21 protein-coding genes are annotated in these 23,149 nt (G+C 59.6%); 11 read left to right on the top strand and 10 right to left on the bottom strand.

Annotation, left to right across the window (positions count from 1 at the left end; genetic code table 11):
• Window positions 1–98: 98 nt before the first annotated feature.
• Together ACA061_RS18590 and ACA061_RS18585 are read right to left on the bottom strand one after the other, a co-directional pair.
• A complete protein-coding gene (locus ACA061_RS18590; protein ID WP_191627670.1) occupies window positions 99–554 on the bottom strand; it encodes a MarR family winged helix-turn-helix transcriptional regulator in 456 nt (151 codons plus the stop codon).
• A 73-nt stretch (window positions 555–627) separates the two neighbouring features.
• Window positions 628–1,584: a LysR family transcriptional regulator gene (locus ACA061_RS18585; RefSeq protein WP_150615933.1), complete on the bottom strand. Its 957-nt coding sequence runs from the start codon at window positions 1,582–1,584 to the stop codon at window positions 628–630.
• 109 nt (window positions 1,585–1,693) lie between these two features.
• Between ACA061_RS18585 and ACA061_RS18580 the strand changes: the two genes are divergently transcribed.
• On the top strand, window positions 1,694–2,443 hold the full coding sequence (locus ACA061_RS18580; protein WP_191626445.1) for a sulfite exporter TauE/SafE family protein: 750 nt from the start codon (window positions 1,694–1,696) through the stop codon (window positions 2,441–2,443).
• Here the strand turns inward: ACA061_RS18580 and ACA061_RS18575 are convergent.
• Window positions 2,433–3,287 carry a LysR substrate-binding domain-containing protein gene (locus ACA061_RS18575; RefSeq protein WP_191626448.1) on the bottom strand — a complete coding sequence of 285 codons (855 nt, stop codon included), beginning with the start codon at window positions 3,285–3,287 and terminating at the stop codon, window positions 2,433–2,435. The two genes, ACA061_RS18580 and ACA061_RS18575, sit on opposite strands and share 11 nt — an antisense overlap.
• A 97-nt stretch (window positions 3,288–3,384) precedes the next feature.
• On the opposite strand from ACA061_RS18575, the gene ACA061_RS18570 reads away from it, so the two are divergent.
• Entirely contained in the window at window positions 3,385–3,606 is a 222-nt protein-coding gene (locus ACA061_RS18570; RefSeq protein WP_150615931.1) for a DUF1127 domain-containing protein, read from the top strand.
• 64 nt (window positions 3,607–3,670) lie between these two features.
• The gene (locus ACA061_RS18565; RefSeq protein WP_210700413.1) at window positions 3,671–4,897 is read left to right on the top strand and encodes a winged helix-turn-helix domain-containing protein; all 1,227 of its coding nucleotides are present in this window, start codon (window positions 3,671–3,673) and stop codon (window positions 4,895–4,897) included.
• Between the two features lie 131 nt (window positions 4,898–5,028).
• On the opposite strand, the gene ACA061_RS18560 is transcribed toward ACA061_RS18565, so the two are convergent.
• Window positions 5,029–6,375 (bottom strand): class II 3-deoxy-7-phosphoheptulonate synthase, encoded by a 1,347-nt coding sequence (locus ACA061_RS18560; RefSeq protein WP_210700414.1) that lies wholly within the window; start codon window positions 6,373–6,375, stop codon window positions 5,029–5,031.
• Between the two features lie 150 nt (window positions 6,376–6,525).
• Here ACA061_RS18560 and ACA061_RS18555 point away from each other — a divergent pair, with 150 nt between their 5' ends.
• The gene (locus tag ACA061_RS18555) at window positions 6,526–7,281 is read left to right on the top strand and encodes a spermidine synthase (protein ID WP_150615929.1); all 756 of its coding nucleotides are present in this window, start codon (window positions 6,526–6,528) and stop codon (window positions 7,279–7,281) included.
• A 113-nt stretch (window positions 7,282–7,394) separates the two neighbouring features.
• On the opposite strand, the gene ACA061_RS18550 is transcribed toward ACA061_RS18555, so the two are convergent.
• Window positions 7,395–8,186, bottom strand: a complete 792-nt coding sequence (locus tag ACA061_RS18550) for a crotonase/enoyl-CoA hydratase family protein (RefSeq protein ID WP_150603357.1) — start codon at window positions 8,184–8,186, stop codon at window positions 7,395–7,397.
• Window positions 8,187–8,608: 422 nt separating this feature from the next.
• On the opposite strand from ACA061_RS18550, the gene ACA061_RS18545 reads away from it, so the two are divergent.
• Window positions 8,609–10,282, top strand: coding sequence for a DEAD/DEAH box helicase (locus ACA061_RS18545; RefSeq protein ID WP_497299817.1), 1,674 nt, complete (start codon window positions 8,609–8,611; stop codon window positions 10,280–10,282).
• 153 nt (window positions 10,283–10,435) lie between these two features.
• Here the strand turns inward: ACA061_RS18545 and ACA061_RS18540 are convergent, their stop codons facing one another.
• Window positions 10,436–11,203 carry a DODA-type extradiol aromatic ring-opening family dioxygenase gene (locus ACA061_RS18540; protein WP_497299816.1) on the bottom strand — a complete coding sequence of 256 codons (768 nt, stop codon included), beginning with the start codon at window positions 11,201–11,203 and terminating at the stop codon, window positions 10,436–10,438.
• A gap of 101 nt (window positions 11,204–11,304) precedes the next feature.
• Between ACA061_RS18540 and ACA061_RS18535 the strand changes: the two genes are divergently transcribed.
• Window positions 11,305–11,961, top strand: coding sequence for a thiopurine S-methyltransferase (locus tag ACA061_RS18535; RefSeq protein WP_497299815.1), 657 nt, complete (start codon window positions 11,305–11,307; stop codon window positions 11,959–11,961).
• 198 nt (window positions 11,962–12,159) lie between these two features.
• On the opposite strand, the gene htpX is transcribed toward ACA061_RS18535, so the two are convergent.
• Together htpX and ACA061_RS18525 are read right to left on the bottom strand one after the other, a co-directional pair.
• Entirely contained in the window at window positions 12,160–13,047 is an 888-nt protein-coding gene (gene htpX / locus ACA061_RS18530) for a protease HtpX (protein ID WP_042560258.1), read from the bottom strand.
• Window positions 13,048–13,351: 304 nt separating this feature from the next.
• Entirely contained in the window at window positions 13,352–14,563 is a 1,212-nt protein-coding gene (locus ACA061_RS18525; RefSeq protein WP_042560257.1) for a pyridoxal phosphate-dependent aminotransferase, read from the bottom strand.
• A 225-nt stretch (window positions 14,564–14,788) separates the two neighbouring features.
• Between ACA061_RS18525 and msrB the strand changes: the two genes are divergently transcribed.
• The 3 genes from msrB (at window position 14,789) to ACA061_RS18510 (ending at window position 16,318) form a co-directional block, all read left to right on the top strand.
• The gene (msrB, locus tag ACA061_RS18520; RefSeq protein ID WP_150615926.1) at window positions 14,789–15,184 is read left to right on the top strand and encodes a peptide-methionine (R)-S-oxide reductase MsrB; all 396 of its coding nucleotides are present in this window, start codon (window positions 14,789–14,791) and stop codon (window positions 15,182–15,184) included.
• A gap of 190 nt (window positions 15,185–15,374) precedes the next feature.
• Window positions 15,375–15,860, top strand: coding sequence for a glutathione peroxidase (locus tag ACA061_RS18515; protein ID WP_150603361.1), 486 nt, complete (start codon window positions 15,375–15,377; stop codon window positions 15,858–15,860).
• Complete coding sequence (locus ACA061_RS18510) at window positions 15,857–16,318, top strand: MarR family winged helix-turn-helix transcriptional regulator (RefSeq protein ID WP_150615925.1); 462 nt, start codon at window positions 15,857–15,859, stop codon at window positions 16,316–16,318. The genes ACA061_RS18515 and ACA061_RS18510 overlap by 4 nt, the downstream gene beginning before the upstream one ends.
• Here ACA061_RS18510 and ACA061_RS18505 read toward each other — a convergent pair.
• A complete protein-coding gene (locus ACA061_RS18505; protein ID WP_497299814.1) occupies window positions 16,302–18,623 on the bottom strand; it encodes a hybrid sensor histidine kinase/response regulator in 2,322 nt (773 codons plus the stop codon). The genes ACA061_RS18510 and ACA061_RS18505 overlap by 17 nt on opposite strands.
• A 165-nt stretch (window positions 18,624–18,788) precedes the next feature.
• On the opposite strand from ACA061_RS18505, the gene ACA061_RS18500 reads away from it, so the two are divergent.
• Both ACA061_RS18500 and ACA061_RS18495 read left to right on the top strand, forming a co-directional pair.
• The gene (locus tag ACA061_RS18500; RefSeq protein WP_150593165.1) at window positions 18,789–19,679 is read left to right on the top strand and encodes an ATP-binding protein; all 891 of its coding nucleotides are present in this window, start codon (window positions 18,789–18,791) and stop codon (window positions 19,677–19,679) included.
• Window positions 19,676–20,158 (top strand): GAF domain-containing protein, encoded by a 483-nt coding sequence (locus tag ACA061_RS18495; RefSeq protein WP_042560251.1) that lies wholly within the window; start codon window positions 19,676–19,678, stop codon window positions 20,156–20,158. The genes ACA061_RS18500 and ACA061_RS18495 overlap by 4 nt, the downstream gene beginning before the upstream one ends.
• Here ACA061_RS18495 and ACA061_RS18490 read toward each other — a convergent pair whose 3' ends face one another.
• A complete protein-coding gene (locus tag ACA061_RS18490) occupies window positions 20,159–23,104 on the bottom strand; it encodes an HD domain-containing phosphohydrolase (RefSeq protein ID WP_497299813.1) in 2,946 nt (981 codons plus the stop codon).
• Between the last annotated feature and the right edge of the window lie 45 nt (window positions 23,105–23,149).

Here is a 23,149-nt window from a genome sequence, read left to right as displayed (position 1 = left end):
TAGGAGCTGCGTCACGCTGCGATCTTTTGATCTTTAAAAACAACATCAAAAGATCGCAGCGTTCCGCAGCTCCTACATGGATTCGGTCCAGCCCGGGTTCAGATCAGGCTTTCTTGCAGGTGACTGCGCAGAGCCTGCAACTCGGCTTGCAGATTCTGCAAACGCTCAAGGCTGAAACCGCTGGCGCCGAGGATGCATTGCGGGATGCTTTGAGCTTTGTCTCGCAGAGCGCGGCCCTGCGCAGTCAACTCGACAATCACCACGCGCTCATCTTCACGGCTGCGTGTGCGACTGAGTAACCCTTCACCCTCCAGTCGCTTGAGCAGGGGGGTCATCGATCCCGGATCCGTCAGCAGCCGCGTGCTGATTTCTCCCACGGTGAGACCATCCTTCTCCCACAGCACCATCATCGCCAGATACTGCGGATAGGTCAGGCCGATGGCTTGCAGCATGGGCTTGTAGACTTTGGTCATCGTCAGCGTAGTTGAATGCAGGGCGAAGCAAGCCTGATTATCCAGCAGCAGGTCATCGCAGGTGTCGCGGTCGGTGGTCATGTCAAAGCCTTGATCAGTGATGCACATGAATCTAGCGTTCGAATGTTTAATGCGCCAGATAATTTTCCAGACGTTAGAGTCTGCCCAAATCTCGTTGCAACGCCAGATCCCACGGCGGCACCGGGCTGAAGCGGGTCTTGAGGTATTCCAGCAACAAACGGCTGCGCGAGTTTGTCTGCTGCTCCATGCGCAAGGCGTAGATGCCGGTGCTCTCGGGTTGCGGCAGACCGTTCTCGCAGAACAGTGGCAGCAGTTCGCCGCGCAGCAGATATTCGCTGGCCAGCCATGTCGGCAAGTGCGCGATGCCCAACCCGGCCAACGCGCCGCACACCAGTGCTTCAGCGTTATTGGCGCTCATGCGGATGCGTGCCGGGCGGTGCAACTGCATCTGCCCGTCTTGCTCGAAACGCCAGGCAAAGGGCGGGGCGAGGCCATCCCAGTCGAGGCCGTCATGTTCGCTCAATTGCGCGGGATGATTCGGTACACCGCGCCGCTTGAGATAATCGGGGCTCGCGCAGGCGATGCGCACCATGCTCGCCAGTGGCGTAGCAACCAGTCGGGTGTCGGCCAGTTGCCCGGCGCGCAACACCAAATCGACCTTGCCCAGATTCGAGCCGTGCATGTCGACGAAACTGTCGATCAGGTGCAGTTGCACATCCAGGCCCGGATACATCACCAGAAAATCAGCAATCACTGGCGCTAGATGTCGGCGTCCGAACGCTGCCGGCGCATCGATGCGGATCAAGCCTTCCGGTGCGCTGCTCAAGGAAACGGCTTCGGCGCGGGCCAATTGCAGTTCGGCGACGATCCGCCGCGCCCGTTCGGCAAAGGCCAGACCTGCCGGCGTAGCGCGTACGGCATGGGTGCTGCGAATGAACAACTGGCTGCCCACCGCGCTTTCCAGACTGTCGATGCGCCGCGCCACAGCCGAAGGCGTCAGTGGATGACGGCGAGACGCGGCAGAGAAACTGCCACTTTCCAGCACGTCGAGAAACAGCCCGAGTTGATCGGTCAATTGATTGGGATTCATGTTACTCAACGCTTGTGCGAAATCGGCACAGCCATTGTGCGTTGCTGTGCGTTTCCCCGCCAGCCGCGACTGCGTAGGATGAGTCGCCTCACGTAAGAGGAATTCGGCTGTGATGGAGTTTTTGTTGTTCCTGCTATTTGGCGCCGCGCTCGGCACACTGGGTGGCATCTTCGGCATTGGCGGTGGCTTGATCGCGATCCCGCTGCTCGGCGTGTGGTTCGGGCTTGATCAACAGATCGCCCAAGGCACGGCGCTGGTGATGGTGGTGCCGAACGTGATGCTGGCGCTGTGGCGCTATCACCAGCGCAATCGCATCGAACTGCGTCACGCGTTGCCATTGGCGGTGATGGGATTCTGCTTTGCCTGGATCGGTTCGATCTGGGCCGTGGGTATCGACGCGCAGACCATGCGCATTGGTTTCGTCGCCTTCCTCGTAGTGCTTTCGGTTTACAACCTGCTGAAAATGTTCGGCAAGCGCCCGGCGCCGACGGCCGAGATGCGTTACTCCTGGCCATGGCTGGGCGTACTTGGCGCGGCGTCGGGGACCATGGGCGGGTTGTTCGGTGTCGGCGGGGCGGTGGTCGCGACGCCGGTGTTGACCAGCCTGTTTGGCACCACTCAAGTGGTCGCCCAAGGCTTGTCGCTGGCGCTGGCATTGCCGAGTACCGGCGTCACCCTGGTGACTTACGCGGTGCACCACGAAGTCGACTGGATGATCGGTTTGCCGCTGGCGATTGGCGGTCTGGCCAGCATCAGTTGGGGGGTAAAAGTCGCCCACGCCATGCCGGAAAAACTTCTGCGTGGGCTGTTCTGTGGTTTCCTGGTGCTGTGCGCGGTGATGCTCGCCTTTAAAGTTTGAAGCCTTCGACGATGTGTTCGGCCAGGCATTCGGTGATCGGCGATGGATTGTTCAGATTGCGGATCAGCATGATGCTGGCCTCGGGCAGTTGCGGCAGATCTTCATCGGCACCGAGAATGCGCATGTCCGGGGTTATCAGGCTTTCCAGTTGCGCGGTGATCGCCAGACCCGCGCTCACTACGGCCATCAGCGCCGAGAGGCTGCTGCTGTTGTAGGCGATGCGGTAATCGCGGCCCATCGCGTCCAGCGCATTGCACGCCCACAAGCGGCAGAAACAATCACTGTTGAACATCGCCAGCGGCAACGGCGTCTGTTCGTGGGCGCTGAAATTTTGTGCCTCGGCCCAGACGAAACGCTCTTTGCGCAGCAGTTGGCCGATTTCGTTGCCCGGTTCGCGGGTGACGATCGACAAGTCGAGATCGGTGCGCTGCAACAACTGTTTGCTCGATTCGCAATGCACCTCGATCTGGATCAACGGATAGAACTGCGCAAATCGCGACAGAATCCCCGGTAGAAAACGCATCACGTAATCGTCCGGCGTGCCGATCCGCACCGTGCCGACCATGTGTGGCTCGCGCAGGGTATTGAACACTTCACTGTGCAGTTTGAGGATGCGCCGCGCGTAACCGAGCAGCACCTGACCCTCGGCAGTCAGGCGCACCTGCCGCCCGTCACGCTCGAACAATTGGCGCTGCAATACATCCTCTTCCAGGCGCTTCATCTGCATGCTAACCGCTGATTGCGTGCGGTTGACCATTTCGCCGGCGCGGGTAAAACCGCCCTGATCGGCTATCGCGACAAAGGTGCGCAAGACATCGGTATCGATACTGGGGTAGGCCGACAATTGATGAATCTCCGTGATGCATACCATCAGAAACATTCGTTGGATTGATCTTAGCGCTGGCGCGAGACTTGAGCCATCCACAACGGAGAGCAAAACGATGAAAGGTCAAAGAGAGTATGTAGGCGAAGAAAAATTTTCCGGCCATGGCCACATGGTTTCTGACTTGCTGCACAAGTTTAGCCGCTGGTACGAACTTCACCGTGAGCGTGAATTGCTCGCCAGTCTGAGCGACGAAGCGTTGAAAGACATCGGGGTCAGTCGTGCCGACGTCGAGCACGAGTCAGTGCGGCCGTTCTGGGATGATCCGATGCATAAATGATGAGGCCATCGCTACACAAAACCTTCTGGACTGAGGTAGGTTGCGAGCAGACAAGGAGATGCTCATGCCCGCGACACTGTCCTTTTCCCTCAAACAGGCTCGACGTCTGGCGCTGGCTGCCCAAGGGTTCAACGGGCGCCAGCCGCCGACCGTCAAGGCGCCCCACATCAACCGGCTGATCGAACGGCTGGGCCTGCTGCAAATCGACTCCGTCAACGCTGTAGTGCGCTCGCACTATCTGCCGCTGTTTTCTCGTCTTGGTTCCTATTCTTTCGATCTGCTCGACCAGGCTGCCTGGAGTTCGGGGCGTCGTCGTACGCTGTTCGAGTATTGGGGGCATGAGGCGTCGTTGTTGCCGTTGTCGATGTATCCGCTTATGGGTTGGCGCATGCAGCGGGCCAAGCGCGGCAAAGATATTTATCAGCAACTGGCGAAGTTTGGTCTTCAGCAACAGGATGTTATTCGCCGGGTTTTGAGCGCGGTCGAAGAGCGGGGCGCGTTGGGCGCCGGTAGTTTATCGACTCGCGAAGACAAGCCTGGGCAGTGGTGGGACTGGAGTGCGGAAAAACATGCGCTGGAATGGTTGTTCGCCGCCGGTGAAGTCACCGTCGCCGGGCGGCGTGGCTTCGAGCGTTTGTACGATTTACCGGAGCGGGTGATTCCTGCGGCGATCCTGCAACAACCGTTGCCTGATGAAGCGCAGGCGCAGCGTGGGTTGTTGCTGCATGCGGCCGAAGCGCTGGGCGTCGGCACGGAAAAAGACCTGCGTGATTACTTTCGCTTGAACCCTGCTGATGCACGTCCGCGACTGGCCGAGCTGGTCGAGGCGGGGCAATTGCAGATGTGCGAAGTCGCCGGTTGGCGGCAAATCGCTTATTGCCTGCCGGAGCCGAAAGTCCTGCGCAAGGTCGCGGCCAGTGCACTGCTGTCGCCCTTCGATTCGTTGATCTGGGAGCGCAGTCGCACCGAGCGTCTGTTCGATTTCCGCTATCGGCTGGAGATTTACACGCCGCAGGACAAACGCGTTTATGGGTATTACGTGCTGCCGTTTTTGCACAACGAGCGGATAGCCGCGCGGGTGGATTTGCGTGCCGAGCGGGCAGCGGGGCGGTTGGCGGTGCATGCGGTACACGAGGAGGAGCCGGGGCTGGATGAAGAGGGGATGTTGGCACTGGCGGTGAATTTGCGGCGAATGGCGGATTGGTTGGGACTGGCGCAGGTGCAGCTCAATTGCCAGCGCGAGAGTGCGGGGCGGTTGCGGGTGGCGTTGGCGCAGATTGATGTTGTCTGAGCTGACGCTATCGCTGGCAAGCCAGCTCCCACAGTGACCGAGTCGTACTAAAATTTTGTATACGACACAGATCCCTGTGGGAGCGGGCTTGCCCGCGATGAGGCCAGTTCAAACGATACAAATGTAGGATCTCAGCGCCGAACCTGCTTCAACGTTTCAGCAATCAAAAACGCCAACTCCAGCGACTGATCAGCATTCATCCGCGGATCACAATGCGTGTGATAGCGATCCGACAAGCCATCCTCAGTGATCGGCCGCGCACCACCAATGCACTCGGTGACGTTCTGTCCGGTCATTTCGATGTGAATGCCGCCGGCATAAGTGCCTTCGGCTTCGTGCACCTGGAAGAACTGCTTAACCTCGCCAAGGATCTGCGCAAAATCGCGAGTCTTGTAGCCGCTGCTGGCCTTGATGGTGTTGCCGTGCATCGGATCAGAGCTCCACAGCACCTGCTTGCCTTCACGCCGCACCGCGCGGATCAGCGCCGGCAGGTGATCGCCCACCTTGTTCGCACCCATCCGTGCGATCAGGTTCAAGCGCCCCGGATCGTTGTCCGGGTTGAGCACGTCGATCAGGCGGATCAGGTCGTCGGGGTTCATGCTCGGGCCGACTTTGACCCCGATCGGGTTGTTCACCCCGCGCAGGAATTCGACGTGTGCGCCGTCGAGCTGACGGGTGCGGTCGCCGATCCACAGCATGTGCGCCGAGCAATCGTAGTAATCGTTGGTCAGACTGTCGCGGCGCACGAACGCTTCTTCGTAGTTCAGCAGCAGCGCTTCGTGGGCGGTGAAGAAACTGGTTTCGCGCAGTTGCGGCGAGCTGTCCATGCCGCAGGCGCGCATGAATGCCAGCGTTTCATCGATGCGGTCGGCGAGGTGGCTGTACTTCTCGGCCAGCGCGGAGTTGGCGATGAAGTCGAGGTTCCACTTGTGCACCTGATGCAAGTCGGCAAAACCGCCTTGGGCGAAGGCGCGCAGCAGGTTCAACGTCGCGGTGGACTGGTGATACGACTGCAGCAGGCGTTCCGGGTCCGGCACGCGGCTCTTTTCGTCGAAGCCGATGCCGTTGACGATGTCGCCACGGTAGGCGGGCAGGGTCACGCCATCAATGGTTTCGTCGTTGGCCGAGCGCGGTTTGGCGAACTGGCCCGCCATGCGTCCGACCTTGACCACCGGGCAACCGGCCGCGAAGGTCATGACGATCGCCATTTGCAGCAACACTTTAAAAGTGTCGCGAATCTTTGCAGCGGAGAATTCGGCAAAGCTTTCGGCGCAATCGCCGCCCTGCAACAGGAACGCGCGGCCCTGAGTCACTTCGGCAAATTGACGACGCAGTTCCCGCGCCTCGCCGGCAAATACCAGCGGCGGATAACTGGCCAGGGTCTGCTCGACCTGGCGCAGATGCGCGGCGTCCGGGTATTGGGGTTGTTGCTGGATCGGCAGGGCGCGCCAGCTATCAGGGCTCCACGGTTGGCTCATCACGGTCTCTAAGGTTCTACGCACGGAAGGCCATGTTAGCAGCAATTAGTGCGTGACCTGCTCCCGCCCCTTCGTCGACAATCGCCGCTTTGCCACGGCGCCACTGCGGTGCCATCGCGTCACCGCGCCCGGTGACCACCAGGAGACGAGATGACTGAGGAGCGCGTCGAGCATCTGCTCGCCGAAGTACAGGATGAGTTCGGCGTGATTCGCGTGCTGGAAGTGGCCGATTACCGCTTTCTTGAATTCGGCGATGCGATCGAGCAGAGCTGCGTGTTCACTGCCGATCCTAGCTGGCTGGAATATGACTACACCCGGGCGATGCTGATTGGCGCGTTGTGCCACGAGCACCCGGAGAGTGCGCTGTTCCTCGGGCTCGGCGCGGGTACGTTAACGCAGGCGTGCCTCAAGTTTCTGCCGCTGGAAGATGTCGAGGCGATCGAGCTGCGCCCGGACGTTCCGCGCCTGGCCATTGAATACCTTGGCCTGGATGACGATCCGCGCTTGTACATCCGCGTCGGCGATGCCCTTGATTTGCTGCCCACTGCTGAGCCTGCGGACTTGATCTTCGTCGACCTCTATACCGACGTCGGCCCCGGCGTCGGGCATCTGGCCTGGAGTTTCCTCGGTGACTGTCAGAAACGCCTGAATCCGGGCGGCTGGCTGGTGATCAATCAATGGGCCACCGATGATGGCAAACCACTGGGCGCGGCACTGTTGCGCGGGCTCTATCACCGCCATTACTGGGAACTGCCGGTGAAGGAGGGCAACGTGATTCTGCTGGTGCCGGCGGATCTCGATCAGGCGTTGGATATGGAAGCGCTCGCCGCCCGGGCTGAGGCGTTGGCGCCGAGTTTGGGGTATTCGTTACAGTCGCTGATCAAGGCGATTCGCCCGGCGACATAAATGGCGATTGAGCCCCTGTAGGAGCTGCCGCAGGCTGCGATCTTTTGACTTTGATTTTTCAAGATCAAAAGATCGCAGCCTGCGGCAGCTCCTACAAGGGTTTGGGCAATGGCTCAGAGCCCTTTGAAGATCCCGGGCCGCCGCTCAACCAGAGAGCGCACCCCTTCCTTGGCATCTTCACTGGCCAGCAACTTCTTCACCAGCGGCGGCAAGCCCTGTGCCGCCGCTGTCTCGCCTTCATATCGCGCCTGTCGCGCCGACAGCAACGTCGCCTGCACCCCCAACGGCGCTTGCCGCGCAATCCGCTCAGCCAGTTCAATCGCGCGCGGCAGCAGATCTTCGCTGGCCATCACTTCCTGCACCAATCCCAGGCGCAACGCATCGTGCGCATCGAACTCGTCCCCGGTCAGCAACCAGCGCATCGCGTTGCCCCAGCCGGCCACCTGATGAAAACGTAAAGTCGCGCCACCAAAAGGAAAAATCCCACGCTGTACTTCCATTTGCGCGAAGCGGGTATTGCTCGCGCAGAGGTTGATGTCGGCGGCCAGCATCAATTCGATGCCGATGGTCAGGCAGTAACCCTGTGCCGCGACAATCACCGGTTTGCTGACCCTCGGCCCGACGAAAACACCCCATGGATCGCAACCGCCGGTCGGCACCTGCCAGCCTTGGGCGAGGGCGGTGCTGGCATTCACCAGATCCAGACCGGCGGTAAAATGCTCGCCATGGCCGAACACCACCGCCACCCGCGCCTCGCTGTCAGCCTCGAATTCGCCATAAGCCAGGCTCAGTTCATTGAGCAGGTCGAGGTCGAAGGCATTGCGCTTGGCCGCTCGATCCAGGCCGATCATATGCAGGTGACCACGGCGCTCCCGGCTGACGCGGCCAGGACAGGACTGATTCATGAGAATTTCCTCGAGCGGGGAGGGAGGGGGCCGCGACCACATGCCGCACATCGGTGAAGCGTTTAAGCAGTATCTTCAGCAGGGCCGGGCCCTTGGAAAATAGACCTTCGCACGATTATCCGCAAAACCCCGTTACACAACGGTGACGGACGGATTCAGGCGATAAAAAAAGCTCCCTTTTTCGGTAATTTCCGGTATAGTGCGCGCCGGCCTTTAGCCAGGCCGCGTCAAGGTAGCGCAATTCCCCGAAGTCAGCTTCGGCTGCATGTCCGCACTGCGGGCTCTTCCTGGACGTTTCTTTTTTTCTTTCATTCGTTTTCGCAAATCCCCGCCGACAAAGCTGCCAGGGCGACTCTTGAGTCTTACACGGCATGCGCAGCTTTGGAGCATGGGTCTTTGCGGATGCACTTAGAGGCAGACCCATGACCCAGGAAACCGGCGGATTCGCCGCTTTTAATCTTAATCCGAACATTCTTGCAGCCGTCATCGCGACTGGCTACGAAGAGCCTTCGGCTATCCAGCAGCAATCGATCCCGATCATCATGGCCGGCCAGGACATGATCGGTCAGGCGCAAACCGGTACGGGTAAAACCGCCGCGTTCGCTCTGCCAATTCTTCATTGCATCGATCCTGCCAAGCGCGAACCGCAAGCCCTGATCCTGGCGCCAACCCGTGAGTTGGCGCTGCAAGTTGCAACCGCTTTCGAAACCTACGCCAAGCAAATGCCGGGCGTTACCGTTGTGGCCGTTTACGGCGGCGCGCCTATGGGCCCACAACTGAAAGCAATCCGTAATGGCGCACAGATCGTTGTCGCCACTCCGGGTCGTCTGTGCGACCACCTGCGTCGTGACGAAAAAGTACTGTCGACCGTGAACCACCTGGTTCTCGACGAAGCAGACGAAATGCTCAAACTGGGTTTCATGGACGACCTCGAAGTTATCTTCAAGGCTCTGCCAGCTACCCGTCAGACCGTTTTGTTCTCGGCGACCCTGCCGCAGTCGATCCGCGCCATTGCCGAACGCCATCTGCGCGATCCGCAACACGTGAAGATCCAGACCAAGACCCAGACCGTTACCGCGATCGAACAGGCTCACCTGTTGGTTCACGCTGACCAGAAGACTTCGGCCGTTCTCAGCTTGCTGGAAGTGGAAGATTTCGACGCTCTGATCATGTTCGTGCGTACCAAGCAAGCGACCCTGGATCTGGCAAGCGCCCTCGACGCAAAAGGCTACAAAGCCGCTGCGCTGAACGGTGACATCGCCCAGAACCAGCGTGAGCGCGTAATCGACTCGCTCAAAGATGGCCGTCTGGACATCGTTGTGGCGACCGACGTTGCTGCTCGCGGTCTCGACGTTCCGCGTATCACTCACGTGTTCAACGTTGACATGCCGTACGATCCAGAGTCCTACGTGCACCGTATCGGCCGTACTGGCCGTGCCGGCCGCGAAGGTCGTGCCCTGCTGCTGGTGACTCCACGTGAGCGCCGCATGCTGCAAGTGATCGAGCGTGTAACTGGTCAGAAAGTTGCCGAGGTTCGCCTGCCGGACGCTCAGGCAGTTCTCGATGCGCGCATCAAGAAACTGACCAACAGCCTGGCGCCGCTGGTTGCCGATGCTGAATCGACTCACGGTGAGCTGCTCGATCGTCTGACTGCAGACATCGGTTGCACGCCGCGTGCTCTGGCTGCTGCTCTGCTGCGCAAGGCCACCAATGGTCAAGCGCTGACTCTGGCTGCGATCGAGAGGGAACGTCCACTGGTGCCGAACAACGCACCGCGTGGCGACCGTCCTGAGCGTACCGGTGATCGTCCGGACCGTGGTGATCGCGAGCGTCGCGCGCCGATTCCTTTGGGCGAAGGCCGTGCTCGTTGCCGTACCGCGCTGGGTGCGCGTGACGGTATCGCCGCTAAAAACCTGCTGGGCGCCATCCTCAACGAAGGTGGTCTGGCCCGTGAAGCGATCGGTCGCATCCAGGTGCGTGACAGCTTCAGCCTCGTTGAGCTGCCGGAAGATGGTCTGGACAAGCTCCTGACCAAGCTGAAGGACACTCGCGTTGCTGGTAAGCAGCTGAAGCTGCGTCGCTATCGCGAAGATTGATCTGCCCTTGGGCTGATTGATCGAGCATAAAAAATCCCCGACTGGTTCGGGGATTTTTTTTGCCTGCTTTTCAAGGGCAAAGAGCAAAGATCAAAAGATCGCAGCCTTCGGCAGCTCCTACAGTAGGGGAGCGCGATCTTTTGCTCTGGCTGTTTAACCGAACCGATAAATATCCATGCCCAGCGCGCCCATGGTGAATCCCTTGTGCGCCACGCTGAACGCTCCTCCGGCACCTCGCGCGAAATACAGCGGCAATAAGTGCTCATCACTCGGATGGCTGCGCACCGCGTTCGGAGCCTGCTGGCGGTAGTCATGCAGCGCTGCCTCATCACCGGCCGCGAGTTTGTCTATCACCCAGTCACGGAAGTCCTGGGCCCACGGCTCAACGCTTTCCGGGCCTGCGTGCCAATCCAGTTCCCCCAGGTTGTGAGTGATGCTGCCTGAGCCGATCAACAGAATCCCTTGCTCGCGCAAGCCTGCCAACGCTCGACCGACGCGGGTTTGCAGCGCCGGACCGCCACGGCTCGGTAGCGAAACCTGCACCACGGGAATATCCGCCTGCGGGTACATCAGCGACAGTGGCACCCACACGCCATGGTCGAACGGTCGTTGCGGATCAAGACGCGCAGGCAGGTCGCTGGATGTAAGTAGGTCAGCGACTTCAGCAGCCAGTTGCGGATTGCCCGGCGCCGGGTACTGCACTTCAAACAGCGCGCGGGGGAAACCGCCGAAGTCGTGCCAGGTTTCTGGCTGTGCATGGCTGCTGACCAGCAGCTCGTGACTCTCCCAATGAGCGGAGACAATCACGATGGCTTTGGGCCTGGGCAGCTCGGCGGCCAATCGTGTCAGCGCCGGGCCGCTGGCGCCGGGCTCCAAGGCAAGCATGGGAGAACCATGGGAAATAAACAGGCTGGGAAACATGATGGGTTCCTGAGCGGTAAGATGCCCCATCTTCAGACAGTCATTGATCTAAATCTAATATAAGTTTTAACGCTTTTTGATCGAATTATCGGGAGTCATTCATGCAGCCTGAGTTTTGGCACAAGAAGTGGGCGTCGCACCAGATCGGCTTTCATCTGCCGCAGGTGAACCCGCATTTACAACGGCACTGGCCGGATCTGAACATTCGCGCATCGGCGCGGGTACTGGTTCCGCTGTGTGGGAAAAGTCTGGATTTGCTGTGGCTGGTCGAGCGTGGTCATCAGGTGCTCGGGGTTGAGCTGTCACAGAAGGCTGTCGAAGACTTTTTCACTGAGCATCAACTACAGCCACAGATTAGCGAGAGCGGTGCATTCAAGGTCTATCGCGCTGACGCCATCGAGCTGTGGTGCGGCGATTTCTTTGCCTTGAAGGCAAGCGATGTGGCGGATTGCACGGCGCTGTATGACCGCGCCGCGTTGATTGCCTTGCCACCGCCGATGCGCGAGCGCTATGCGGCGCAGCTCCAGCAGATTCTGCCGCAAGGCTTGAATGGGCTGCTGATCACCCTGGATTACTATCAGGCGCAGATTCCCGGACCACCGTTTGCGGTGGGGGATGATGAGGTGCAGCGGTTGCTGGGCACTGGTTGGCAGGTGCAGACGCTGCAAGTGCAGGATGTGTTGCAGGAGAGTGGGAAGTTTTTGCAGGCAGGGGTGACGCGGCTGGAGGAGCGCGTTTATCGGGTTTCGACTCGTTAGGTTGTGTTGGCTGTTCCGGCCTCATCGCTGGCAAGCCAGCTCCCACAGTGAATTGCGGTGTATCGAAGATTGGGATAACACCACACAACCCTGTGGGAGCTGGCTTGCCAGCGATAAGGCCTGCATGAACAGCCGAGTACATGGCCCCCACAAAAAAGGCCCGCATCTCTGCGGGCCTTCTTGTTTTTACCGGTTGAATCAACCGAGACGACGCAGGGCGTCGATACGATCTTCCAATGGCGGGTGGCTCATGAACATGCGGGCGAAGCCCTGTTTGATGCCACCGTTGATGCCAAAGGCATTCAGGGTGTCGGGCATGTGCACCGGCAGGCCCTGTTCGGCGCGCAGGCGCTGCAGGGCGCCGATCATTGCGCTGGTGCCGGCCAGACGTGCACCGGCTTCGTCGGCACGGAATTCGCGTTTGCGCGAGAACCACATGACGATCGAGCTGGCGAGAATGCCCAAGACCAGTTCGGCGAAGATGGTCGCCACGTAGTAAGCGATGCCCTGGCCTTCTTCGTTCTTGAAGATCACCTTGTCGACGAAGTTGCCGATGATTCGCGCGAAGAACATCACGAAGGTGTTCACCACGCCCTGGATCAGCGCAAGGGTCACCATGTCACCGTTGGCGACGTGACCGATCTCGTGAGCCAGCACGGCTTTCACTTCATCGGGCGAGAACCGCTCAAGCAGGCCCTGGCTGACCGCGACCAGTGCGTCGTTCTTGTTCCAGCCAGTGGCGAACGCATTCGCTTCGTAGGCCGGAAAAATACCGACTTCGGGCATCTTGATCCCGGCTTCGCGGGACAGTTGCTCGACCGTTTGCAGCAGCCATTGCTCATGCCGGGTACGTGGCTGGCTGATGATCTGGGTGCCAGTGCTCATTTTCGCCATCCACTTGGAGATGAACAGCGAGAACAGCGAGCCGGCGAAACCAAAGACCGCACAGAAAACCAGCAGCTGACTGAGGTCGAGATCAACCCCGTTGGCCGCCATGAACCCGTTGAAGCCGAAAAGGCTCAGGGTGATGCTGGCTATCAGCACGACCGCCAGGTTAGTGGCCAAAAACAGCAGGATGCGCATCATGGTTGTAGAAATCTCCTCAAGCTAAAGATGTAGCGTACTGCGGGGTATATAAGGTGCTGCACCGGGCTATTCAACCGGGTGACTATTTCAAACTGTGTCCTACAGCTGATTCTTCGTCACGCAACCCCATTTCCCACAGCAGACACCGACACGGATGACGAACACTCGCGACCCGTCGCCATTGCGTCAGACGCATGTGACCGGTATGAATCGCAAGTGTAGAAGGCGAGCGGAAGCAGGGAATGCAGAAGTGTTGCTGAATCAGACAGTGCGCAACGTTCGGCCGTTGCGCACTGCTGGCCAGTTACTGGCGGTAGGACTTGAGGAAGTTGCCGATGCGGCCGATGGCCATTTCCAGCTCATCGACCCGGGGCAGGGTGACGACGCGGAAGTGATCGGGCCATGGCCAGTTGAACGCCGTGCCTTGCACCACCAGCAGCTTCTCGGAAAGCAGCAGGTCGAGGACGAATTTTTCGTCGTTGTGGATCGGGCAGACTTTCGGGTCGATCCGCGGGAAAGCGTACAGCGCGCCCATCGGCTTGACGCAGCTCACGCCCGGAATGTCGTTGAGCAACTCCCAGGTGCGGTTGCGCTGTTCCAGCAGGCGACCCTGCGGCAGCACCAGATCGTTGATGCTCTGATAACCACCCAACGCCGTCTGGATCGCATGCTGGCTCGGCACGTTGGCGCACAGACGCATGTTGGCCAGCATGTCGATCCCTTCGATGTAGCTCTGGGCATTGTGTTTCGGCCCGGAGATAGCGATCCAGCCAGAGCGGAATCCGGCCACGCGGTAGGATTTCGACAGACCGTTGAAGGTCAGGCACAGCAGGTCCGGGGCCAGCGATGCGGTGCAGATGTGCACGGCGTCGTCGTACAGGATCTTGTCGTAGATCTCGTCGGAGAACACCACCAGATTGTGCTGGCGGGCCAGTTCCAGCATGCCCAGCAACACTTCTTTCGAATACACCGCGCCGGTCGGGTTGTTCGGGTTGATGATCACCATTGCCTTGGTGTTCGGCGTGATCTTGGCCTTGATGTCGGCCAGGTCAGGGAACCAGTCGGCGCCTTCGTCGCACAGGTAATGCACGGCGTTACCGCCGGCGAGGCTGACGGCCGCGGTCCACAGCGGGTAATCCGGTGCCGGTACCAGCACTTCGTCACCGTTGTTGAGCAGCGCCTGCAGCGACATCACGATCAGCTCGGAGACGCCGTTGCCCAGGTAGATGTCTTCGATACCGACACCTTCGACCTGCTTCTGCTGGTAATACTGCATCACGGCCTTGCGCGCGCTGAACAGGCCTTTGGAGTCACTGTAGCCTTGCGCGGTCGGCAGGTTGCGGATCACATCCTGGAGGATTTCGTCCGGCGCTTCGAAACCAAACGGCGCCGGGTTGCCGATGTTCAGCTTGAGGATGCGCTGGCCTTCCTCTTCCAGACGTTTGGCGTGCTTGAGCACGGGGCCGCGAATGTCGTAGCAGACGTTGGCGAGCTTGTTCGATTTGCTGAACTGCATGGCGATGTGATCCCGAAAATGAACGATCCAGGCGGCGGATGGACAACCGTACTGGGATTCCTGCGTTTACACACAGACGGACGTCTTGAGCGCGTGGCTCCAAGAATCCGTTTGAATGCGCCCGGTCTGGCTGCCAGACTGGCGCGTAACGAGGCGCAATCATACGTGCCGCCCGATCCGTGGAAAAGGTACAGATCGGGCTTTTTCAGCCGCTGAGGTGTGATGATGGAAAAGTTGGAAAAAACTCTGGAAGAATGGCAAGCCATGCTCGACCCCGAGCAATACAACGTGTGCCGCCTCAGTGCGACCGAGCGACCGTTCTCCGGTAAATACAACGCCACCAAAACCGACGGTGTTTATCACTGTGTCTGCTGCAACGAGCCGCTGTTCGATTCCAAGACCAAATTCGATTCGGGCTGCGGCTGGCCGAGCTTCTATGCGCCGATCGGCGAAAGCGCCATGACCGAAATTCGCGATGTCAGCCACGGCATGATTCGCACCGAAGTGAAGTGCGCCCGCTGTGATGCGCACCTGGGGCACGTGTTCCCTGATGGCCCGCCACCGACCGGTCTGCGTTATTGCATCAACTCGGTGTGCCTGGATCTGGTGCCTCGCGAGTGATTTCGAGCTGAGCTATTGAACCCGTGTAGGAGCTGCCGAAGGCTGCGATCTTTTGATCTTGTCTGTAAAAACAAAATCAAAAGATCGCAGCCTTCGGCAGCTCCTACACGGGGGTAATCCTATTAATTAAATTGCACACAATTTAATTGCTCGCTATGTTTACCCTTCGACTATCTGCGGAGACCGTCACATGAGCGACAACCTGCTGAATATCCCGTGCACCACCATCAAAGGTGAGCAGAAAACCCTGGCCGATTACGCCGGCAAAGCCGTGCTGGTGGTCAACACTGCCAGCAAGTGCGGTTTCACCCCGCAATACAAAGGCCTTGAAGAGCTGTGGCAGACCTACAAGGATCAAGGTCTGGTGGTGTTGGGCTTTCCGTGCAATCAGTTCGGCAAACAAGAGCCGGGCAATGAGGGCGCGATCAGCGAGTTCTGCGAACTGAATTTTGGTGTGAGTTTCCCCCTGTTCAAAAAGATCGAAGTCAACGGCGCTGACGCCCATCCGCTGTTTGTGCAATTGAAGAAACGTGCCCCGGGCGTACTCGGTTCCCAAGGCATCAAGTGGAACTTCACCAAGTTTCTGATCGGCAAGGATGGCCAGTTGGTCAAGCGCTTCGCCCCGGCGACCAAGCCGCAGGACCTGAGCCGCGAGATCGAAGCCCTGCTCAAATGAACAGCCTGTCCGTTGATTCGCTGAAGCTCGACAGTCAGTTGTGCTTCAAGTTGTACGCCGCGTCCCGGGCAGTGATTCGTGGTTACAAGCCGATGCTCGATCAGCTCGGCCTCACGTATCCGCAATATCTGGCGATGCTGGTGTTGTGGGAATGGCAGCAAGCCGCGCCGGAGCAACCGACGGTCAAGGCCTTGGGCGAGCGTCTGGCGCTGGATTCCGGCACGCTGACGCCGCTGCTCAAGCGTCTGGAGCAGTTACAACTGGTGCAGCGCCAGCGCTCGGCGCGCGATGAGCGCGAAGTGCATCTGAGCCTGACGCCGCAAGGGCAAGCGCTGCGTGACCAGGTCGGGCCGCTCAAGGCCCGATTGCTTTGCGACAGCGGGGTGGACCTGGACCGGCTCAACGAACTGCGTAACGGTCTTGATCAACTGCTCGTGCAGATCAAGGCGCTGTCCTAGTCGGGATCCACTCATCCAGCAGCGCCGCCAATTCTTCACGGCGAAACGGTTTGGCCAGATAGTCGCTCATGCCGGCAGCCCGACAGCGCTCGCGTTCCTCGGACATGGCGTTGGCGGTCAGCGCAACGATCGGCAGGTTTGGCCAGCGTCCGCTCTGACGTATCTGTCGGCTGGCTTCGTAGCCGTCCATTACTGGCATGTTGCAGTCCATCAGCACCAGGTCGAACTCGTGGTACTCCAATTGATCCAGTGCTTCGGCGCCATGTGCGGCGACGATGACATCGCAACCGAGTTTGCCGAGCATGCCTTTTGCCACCAGTTGATTGACCGGGTTGTCCTCGACCAGCAACACCTTCGCGCGTTCGACCAGTGTCGACGTTTCGAGCTGTGCATTGTTGAGGGTGGCGACTTCAGGTTGCAGGGTGCGCCGCAGATTCTGGTAGAGCGCATTGCGCGCCAGAGGCCGTGCTTGTTGTTGCAACGGGGCGAGGGCTGCCGCCTCCTCACTGGGCAGGAAACTGCCGTAGGCGGTCACCAGCAGGATTGGCGCGACAAGTGTCGGACGCAGCCCGAACAGGCACTCCGGGCAATCGGTGATCACCACGTCGGGCATAACACCCAGCAGCGAGTCGTCGATGGTGCGTTGTTCGTACGTCAGGCCCCACACCGGCAACAGATTCTTCAGCAACTCCGCCAGACCACTGCTGGCCGCGGTAATGGCGAGAATTTTGCCATGCAAGGGCGGCGGGGCCAGCGCGCGGGTATGGCACGGCAGGGGCAAATCGGCGCAAAACTGGCTGCCGAAGCCGATCTCTGAACTGATGGTCAAGCGTCCCTGCATCGCTTCGCAGAGGTTGTAAGTGAGCGCCAGTCCCAGCCCCGTGCCGCCGTATTGGCGGGTGATACCGGCGCCTGCCTGGGTGAACGGCTGGAAGATTCGCATCTGGGCTTCCTGCGCGATGCCGATACCGGTGTCGCAAACCTCTATACGCACACCCTCCTGGTAAGCCGACAAACGCACATCGACCCGACCGAAACGGGTGAATTTCAGCGCGTTGGACAGCAGGTTGCTGACGATCTGCCGAACCCTTGTCGGATCGCCCAGCACCAGCGCCGGAAAGTGCGGATCAATCAGGCAAGTCAGCTCGACGCTGGGCGCCGCGTTTTGCGACAGCAGGTTGGCGGTGTCCTCGATCAGTGAGCCGAGATCGAACGGAATGTGTTCAAGCTCGAGTTGCCCGGCATCGAACTTCGACAAATCGAGAATATCGTTGAGCAATTCCACCAGCACCTTGCCGGAGTCGTGGGCGATCGACAGCTGTTGCTGCTGTTCGGCATTCAACGGTCCGTCGAGTGACAGGGCGATCATCCCCAGCAGGCCATTGAGCGGCGTACGGATCTCATGGCTCATGTTGGCAAGGAACGCCGAGCGGGCTTCGGCCATTTCCAGTGCAGTGCTGCGGGCGACTTCGAGTTCTTCGTTGGACTGACTGAGCCGGGCATTGATCGTCTTGAGCTCGACGGTGCGTGCCGAGACGATGTTTTCCAGTTGACCGAGGTAATCGGTCAGACGGTTTTCGGCATTGCGTCGCTGCTGGATCTCGGTGGCGATGTTCTCGAATTGCTGATTGGCGACTTTGACCAGCACGCCGATTTCATCGTTGGCGTGCCCGCTCGGGCATTCCAGGGTTGTAGGTTCCGCACTGCGCGGATCACGCCCGCTGAGTTCACGGATCACCCGCACCAGTGGTTTGGTCAGCATCACATAGAACAGCGCCAGGAGGATGCCGGTCAGGAGCAGGCTGCGGGCGAAGCCATTGAGCAGAGTCACCTCCGCCCGGCGCAGGAAGCGGCTGCCGAATGCATAGGTGTCGACTTCAAGCTTCAGGGTCCCCAGCGATTCGTTGGGCAGATGATCCAGATACAGGCGATCTTCGAACTGGCGCTTGGCGCCGAACAGATAATCACTGATGACCCGATAGCCGCTTTGCAGCTCCGGGCGTTTGACGCTGGCGAGCACCGTATTGTTGTTGTCGGTCAGTTGCGCAGAAATGATTGCCGGTGAGCGCAACAGCCCCAACGTGAGTTCCTGGGCCAGTTCGGCATCGATGTTGTAAGCGATGCGTGATGCCGGGTTGTGGCTGATTTCCAGCAAAGACAGGATTTCACGATTGATGGAGGCGTCTTCGCTGGCATAATCGATACCGATTTGCAGCAGGCTGAGCAGCGTGCCCAGAATGAACCCGACCAGCACGGTAAGCCTGGCTTGCTTGTACGACAGCCGGTGGGTGAATTTGATATCCATGGGGTGTTGAACCACTTTCGTTTCCCTTCGCTGCTCAAGCATAGTCGATCATGCATCGATACCGAGGTTCCCGAATCGCCTTGTAACAAGGCACGGAGCGGGAATTTTATCTGCGTGTCGTCGCTGGATCGCCATCATCACTGTGAACGTGCCCGAGGAAAAGACGTGGATTCCCGATTAAATGCTTTTCTTGAACGCGCCGAGTCGGTTCTGGCGCGGATCGAACCCTTGTTGCCGGCAACGCGCCCGGTGATTGACTGGGGCACCTGCCTGGCCGCGCGCTGGCAGCGTGACGGACGCAGCGGGTACCTGCTGCCGCTGGAAGTCAGCCTCGACATGCGTCTGTCCGATCTGATCGGCGTCGACCGTCAACTGGAGCAGCTGGGGCGCAACACCCGGCAATTTCTCGATGGCATGCCGGCCAACCATGCCTTGCTCTGGGGCTCGCGTGGCACCGGCAAATCCTCGCTGGTGCGCGCATTGCTCGCGGAACACGCCGAGGCGGGCCTGCGCCTGATCGAGATCGAGCGCGACCATCTGGCCGACTTGCCACGGGTGGTCGAGCAGATCGGCAAACTGCCACAACGTTTCGTGTTGTTCTGCGATGACCTGTCGTTCGAATCCGGCGAAGGCGATTACCGCGTCCTCAAGAGCGTGCTCGACGGTTCGTTGGAGCAGGCGCCGGACAACGTCCTGCTTTACGCCACCTCCAACCGTCGCCACCTGGTGCCGGAGAAGGAAAGCGACAATGAGAACTGGAAGCGCGTCGACGGCGAGCTGCACCCCAGCGAAGCGGTGGAGGACAAGATCGCGCTGTCGGACCGGTTTGGTCTGTGGCTGTCGTTTTACCCGTTTACGCAAGAACACTTCCTGAACGTCGTCGAGCACTGGATCGGCCAGTTGGCTGCCAAGGCCGGTTTGAGCTGGCAACGCGACGAAGAGCTGGAGATTCTCGCCGTGCGCTGGGCCACCGGCCGCGGCAATCGCAACGGACGTTGCGCGTACCAATTCGCCCGATACTGGGTGGGACTGAAATTGTTGGAGCACAAGGCATGATTGATTTGCAACAGAGCGGCCAGGGCCTCGAAGGCTATGGCATGTTGGCCGCACAACTGGAATCGCTGCTGGCGGACGAACGCGACTTTATCGCCAACGCCGCGCAGTTTTCGGCGTTCCTGTTCAACCAGCTCGACGATTTGAACTGGGCCGGCTTCTACCTTAATCGCAACGAAGAGCTGGTGCTGGGGCCGTTCCAGGGGCAGATCGCTTGCGTGCGCATTCCGTTTGGTCGCGGTGTGTGCGGCGCTGCTGCGGCCACTCTGCAGACGCAGCGGGTTGAAGACGTTCATGCGTTTCCCGGCCACATCGCCTGCGACAGTGCGTCGGAAAGTGAACTGGTGGTGCCTCTGGTCAAGGACGGTCGCCTGATCGGCGTGCTCGATCTCGACAGCCCCAAGCTCGCCCGTTTTGGTGTGCACGATCAGGCTGGCATTGAGCAACTGGCGGCGATTTTCCTGCGCCTGACCGACTGCTGATCATGCGTCGAGGCCAGCCTTGTGCAACAGGCTGGCCGGGTCCACGGCATCAATCTGCTGTGGGTCGAGAAAACGCTCGGCGTACTGCAGGTACACGCCTTCGTTGATGAACAGACCAAACAGCTGCGCATCAATGTGTGCCTCGCGGCTCATGGTCGCCATGATTCCCAGCGCTTCGCTTAACGACTTGGCCTTTTTGTACGGGCGATCGGCTGCGGTCAGCGCCTCGAAGATATCGGCAATTGCCATCATCCGTGCCGGCAGGCTCATTTCTTCGCGTTTCAGACGTTTCGGGTAGCCACTGCCGTCCATTTTTTCGTGATGGCCGCCGGCGATTTCGGCAACGCTGTCCAGGTGGCTGGGGAAGGGCAGGTGGCTGAGCATCATGATCGTCTGCACCATGTGGTGATTGATGATGTAGCGCTCTTCGCGGGTCAGCGTGCCCCGGGCAATGCTCAGGTTGTACAGCTCGCCGCGATTGTATTTGTAACGCGGCACCTCCAGTTTGAATCCCCACGGGTTGTCTTCGGGAATCAGCTCGTTTTCGTTGCGTTCAAGCAAATGCTCGGGTTTGTCCGCCAGCAGTTTTTCGCTGACCGGCAAAGTCGGTGCAGGCGTGCGTGCCTGACGCTTGTTTTCCTCCCATGAAACGCCCAGACGGTCATCCAGTGTGCGCATCCAGGTGAGACGGGAAAGCTTGTCGAGGCGTTGCAGATCGGCCTCGGCCATCGCCTCACTGCCCAGATTGCAGCGAGCGATAAAGGCGAAGTCTTCGTCCAGTGCCGACAGGTTGGTATCGCGCAGTTCAGCCAGTGATGGTTCGTCGCCGCCCAGGGCCCGCGCCTGCCAGTAACTGATCCAGGCATCACGCTTGAGCACTTCGAAACGGGTGCGAATCTCGTGGATCCGGTCGTTGATGGTTTCCAGTTTGGTGGCCTTGTCGACCACGTATTCCGGCGTCGTGACCTTGCCGCAATCGTGCAACCACGCGGCAATGTGCAAGGCTTCCCATTCATCCTCGGTGGGTTGATAGGCGCTGAAGGGGGGCGCTGTGCTCGCCGCTGCAGCCTGGGCGAGCATCAGGGTCAACTCTGGCACCCGCTGGCAATGCCCGCCGGTATAGGGGCTCTTGGCGTCGATGGCGCCGGCGAGCAGATGAATGAACGCATCAAGCAATTGCTTCTGTCTGTCCTGCAGACGCTGGCTCTCGATACTCACTGCAGCGGCGCCGGACACCGCTTGCAAGAAGGCGATGCGGTCGGGCCGCAGTTTTTCCATGTCGGCCGGCGTGCCGCTGTCGTTGACCAGCAGGATCAGCAAGCCAATGGTTTCGTTGTGGCGGTTGTGCAGGCGGATGCCGATCAGATGAACGCGGGGCGAGGCCATTGCCAGCAGGATTCGCTGCAGGTCACCAGCCTGATCGACACCGAAATTGCTCACCACATTATTGGCGCTGACCAATTCTTCGAACCACGCCGGACCGCTGTTTTTCTGCAAGTCGTGACCCTGAATATCGAACGCCTCCAACAACTGCGGTGCGCCGTCGATGATCAGTCCGTAAGGCTCCATGCGACTGCTGTCGTTTTCACGCAGATAAATCAGCCCGGCCTGAGCCTGGGCGATTTGCACCGTTTCAAACAGCACACGTTGCAGCAGCGGGGCAAAGCGCGTTTCGGCGCCCAGGGTATCGGTGATGCGGAAGAAGCTCGCCAGAGTGTCTTTCATTCGCGCCATCGACACGCTCAGTTGGTCGACTTCCAGCACCGGTGAGCGTCGAGTCAGGGGAAAATTGAAATCGAAACTGCGGATTGCATCGGCTTCCTTGACCAGCGCATGCAGCGGTTTGACCAGAATTCGTGAGATCAGCCAACCCAGTGGCAGGCACATCAGCAGCGTAGCCAGGGTGATCAACGCGCCTTGCCAGCGCATGCGATAGGCATCGACCAGCAGTTCGTCTTCCGGCACCAGCAGGGCCAGTTGCAAACCTTGCGGCCCGCCTTCCTGAATGCTGCTGCGGGCTACGATCCATTGCCGGCCATCGGCCTCAAGGCGATTGGCGGTGGGGGCATCGGACAGCAGCGCGTGCAAAGTCGGGCTCAGGTCGGCTGCTTTTACCAGGTGCGCGGTACTGTCATCGACGATCAGACGGCTGCTGTCGGGGTAGGCCACGGCGTTGCCCTTGGCATCGAACAAGGCAATTTCGGTAGACGGCGTCACCACATGTTTGGTCAGGGTGGCAGACAGCGCGGCCAATGTCAGGTCGGCCCCGATTACCGCGTTTTCACCGCTGCGTCGGGCCAGCGTGGTGCCGACATTGCGGGTTGAAAAAAATACGTAGGGCTCGGTGGTGATCTGTTCGGTTTGCTGGCGGGCATTGACGAACCACGCTCGGCTGCGCGGGTCGTATGAGTCTACGGGATTGTCCTTGCGGCTGAGCTGAGTCAGCGTTTGATCAAAGAACAGCGATTGCGAGCGCGCTTTACCCTGCAAGTCATGCTCAATGCTCCAGACCTGGTAAGCGGCGGCGTCGGGAGCGTTGAACAGCGATTTCAGGGCTGCGGTGCGTAGCGGACGCACCATGAAGAAATCGCCATTGGCATAACCCATATAGAGCGAAGCCAGACTCGGGTTGTCCGTGAGCGACTGGCTGAACGGCTTGAGCAGCGGCAAGCGTTGTTCAAGGTTCAACGCTTGAGTGGCAGGGTAGTCCGCCAGCAGGCTCAGCAGGTGCCGGATCGGCTGATAGGTGGCGGATATGTCCAGGCGCACGTCCTGTTCGATCCGGTTGAACAGCTTCTCGCTGCTCGACAGAATGATGTGCGTGGTCTGGCGATAATTGAACAACCCCAGTACCACGCCGGTGAGCAGCAGGAGAAACGTGAACATGACGCTGATGTGCACGTGCAGCGGGAAACGGCGTTGTTCCGGGCGCAGTGGGCTGGGCATTTCCGGTTCTCCATGACGTTTGACTCACTGCTCAGCGCCTAAGCA

Source organism: Pseudomonas sp. LBUM1668 (genome assembly GCF_059695715.1).
Note: the sequence above shows the minus strand (reverse complement) of the source record. Positions and strands in the feature narration are given on the sequence as shown.

Coding starts and splice junctions, on each gene's coding strand:
- ACA061_RS18540 (WP_497299816.1), bottom strand. CDS start 11,203: ATGTTTCCCAGCCTGTTTATTTCCCATGGTTCTCCCATGCTTGCCTTG.
- ACA061_RS18550 (WP_150603357.1), bottom strand. CDS start 8,186: ATGAATCAGTCCTGTCCTGGCCGCGTCAGCCGGGAGCGCCGTGGTCAC.
- ACA061_RS18505 (WP_497299814.1), bottom strand. CDS start 18,623: ATGGATATCAAATTCACCCACCGGCTGTCGTACAAGCAAGCCAGGCTT.
- ACA061_RS18590 (WP_191627670.1), bottom strand. CDS start 554: ATGACCACCGACCGCGACACCTGCGATGACCTGCTGCTGGATAATCAG.
- ACA061_RS18515 (WP_150603361.1), top strand. CDS start 15,375: ATGAGCGACAACCTGCTGAATATCCCGTGCACCACCATCAAAGGTGAG.
- ACA061_RS18560 (WP_210700414.1), bottom strand. CDS start 6,375: ATGAGCCAACCGTGGAGCCCTGATAGCTGGCGCGCCCTGCCGATCCAG.
- msrB (WP_150615926.1), top strand. CDS start 14,789: ATGGAAAAGTTGGAAAAAACTCTGGAAGAATGGCAAGCCATGCTCGAC.
- ACA061_RS18495 (WP_042560251.1), top strand. CDS start 19,676: ATGATTGATTTGCAACAGAGCGGCCAGGGCCTCGAAGGCTATGGCATG.
- ACA061_RS18555 (WP_150615929.1), top strand. CDS start 6,526: ATGACTGAGGAGCGCGTCGAGCATCTGCTCGCCGAAGTACAGGATGAG.
- ACA061_RS18570 (WP_150615931.1), top strand. CDS start 3,385: ATGAAAGGTCAAAGAGAGTATGTAGGCGAAGAAAAATTTTCCGGCCAT.
- ACA061_RS18565 (WP_210700413.1), top strand. CDS start 3,671: ATGCCCGCGACACTGTCCTTTTCCCTCAAACAGGCTCGACGTCTGGCG.
- ACA061_RS18510 (WP_150615925.1), top strand. CDS start 15,857: ATGAACAGCCTGTCCGTTGATTCGCTGAAGCTCGACAGTCAGTTGTGC.
- ACA061_RS18545 (WP_497299817.1), top strand. CDS start 8,609: ATGACCCAGGAAACCGGCGGATTCGCCGCTTTTAATCTTAATCCGAAC.
- ACA061_RS18535 (WP_497299815.1), top strand. CDS start 11,305: ATGCAGCCTGAGTTTTGGCACAAGAAGTGGGCGTCGCACCAGATCGGC.
- ACA061_RS18585 (WP_150615933.1), bottom strand. CDS start 1,584: ATGAATCCCAATCAATTGACCGATCAACTCGGGCTGTTTCTCGACGTG.
- ACA061_RS18525 (WP_042560257.1), bottom strand. CDS start 14,563: ATGCAGTTCAGCAAATCGAACAAGCTCGCCAACGTCTGCTACGACATT.
- ACA061_RS18490 (WP_497299813.1), bottom strand. CDS start 23,104: ATGCCCAGCCCACTGCGCCCGGAACAACGCCGTTTCCCGCTGCACGTG.
- htpX (WP_042560258.1), bottom strand. CDS start 13,047: ATGATGCGCATCCTGCTGTTTTTGGCCACTAACCTGGCGGTCGTGCTG.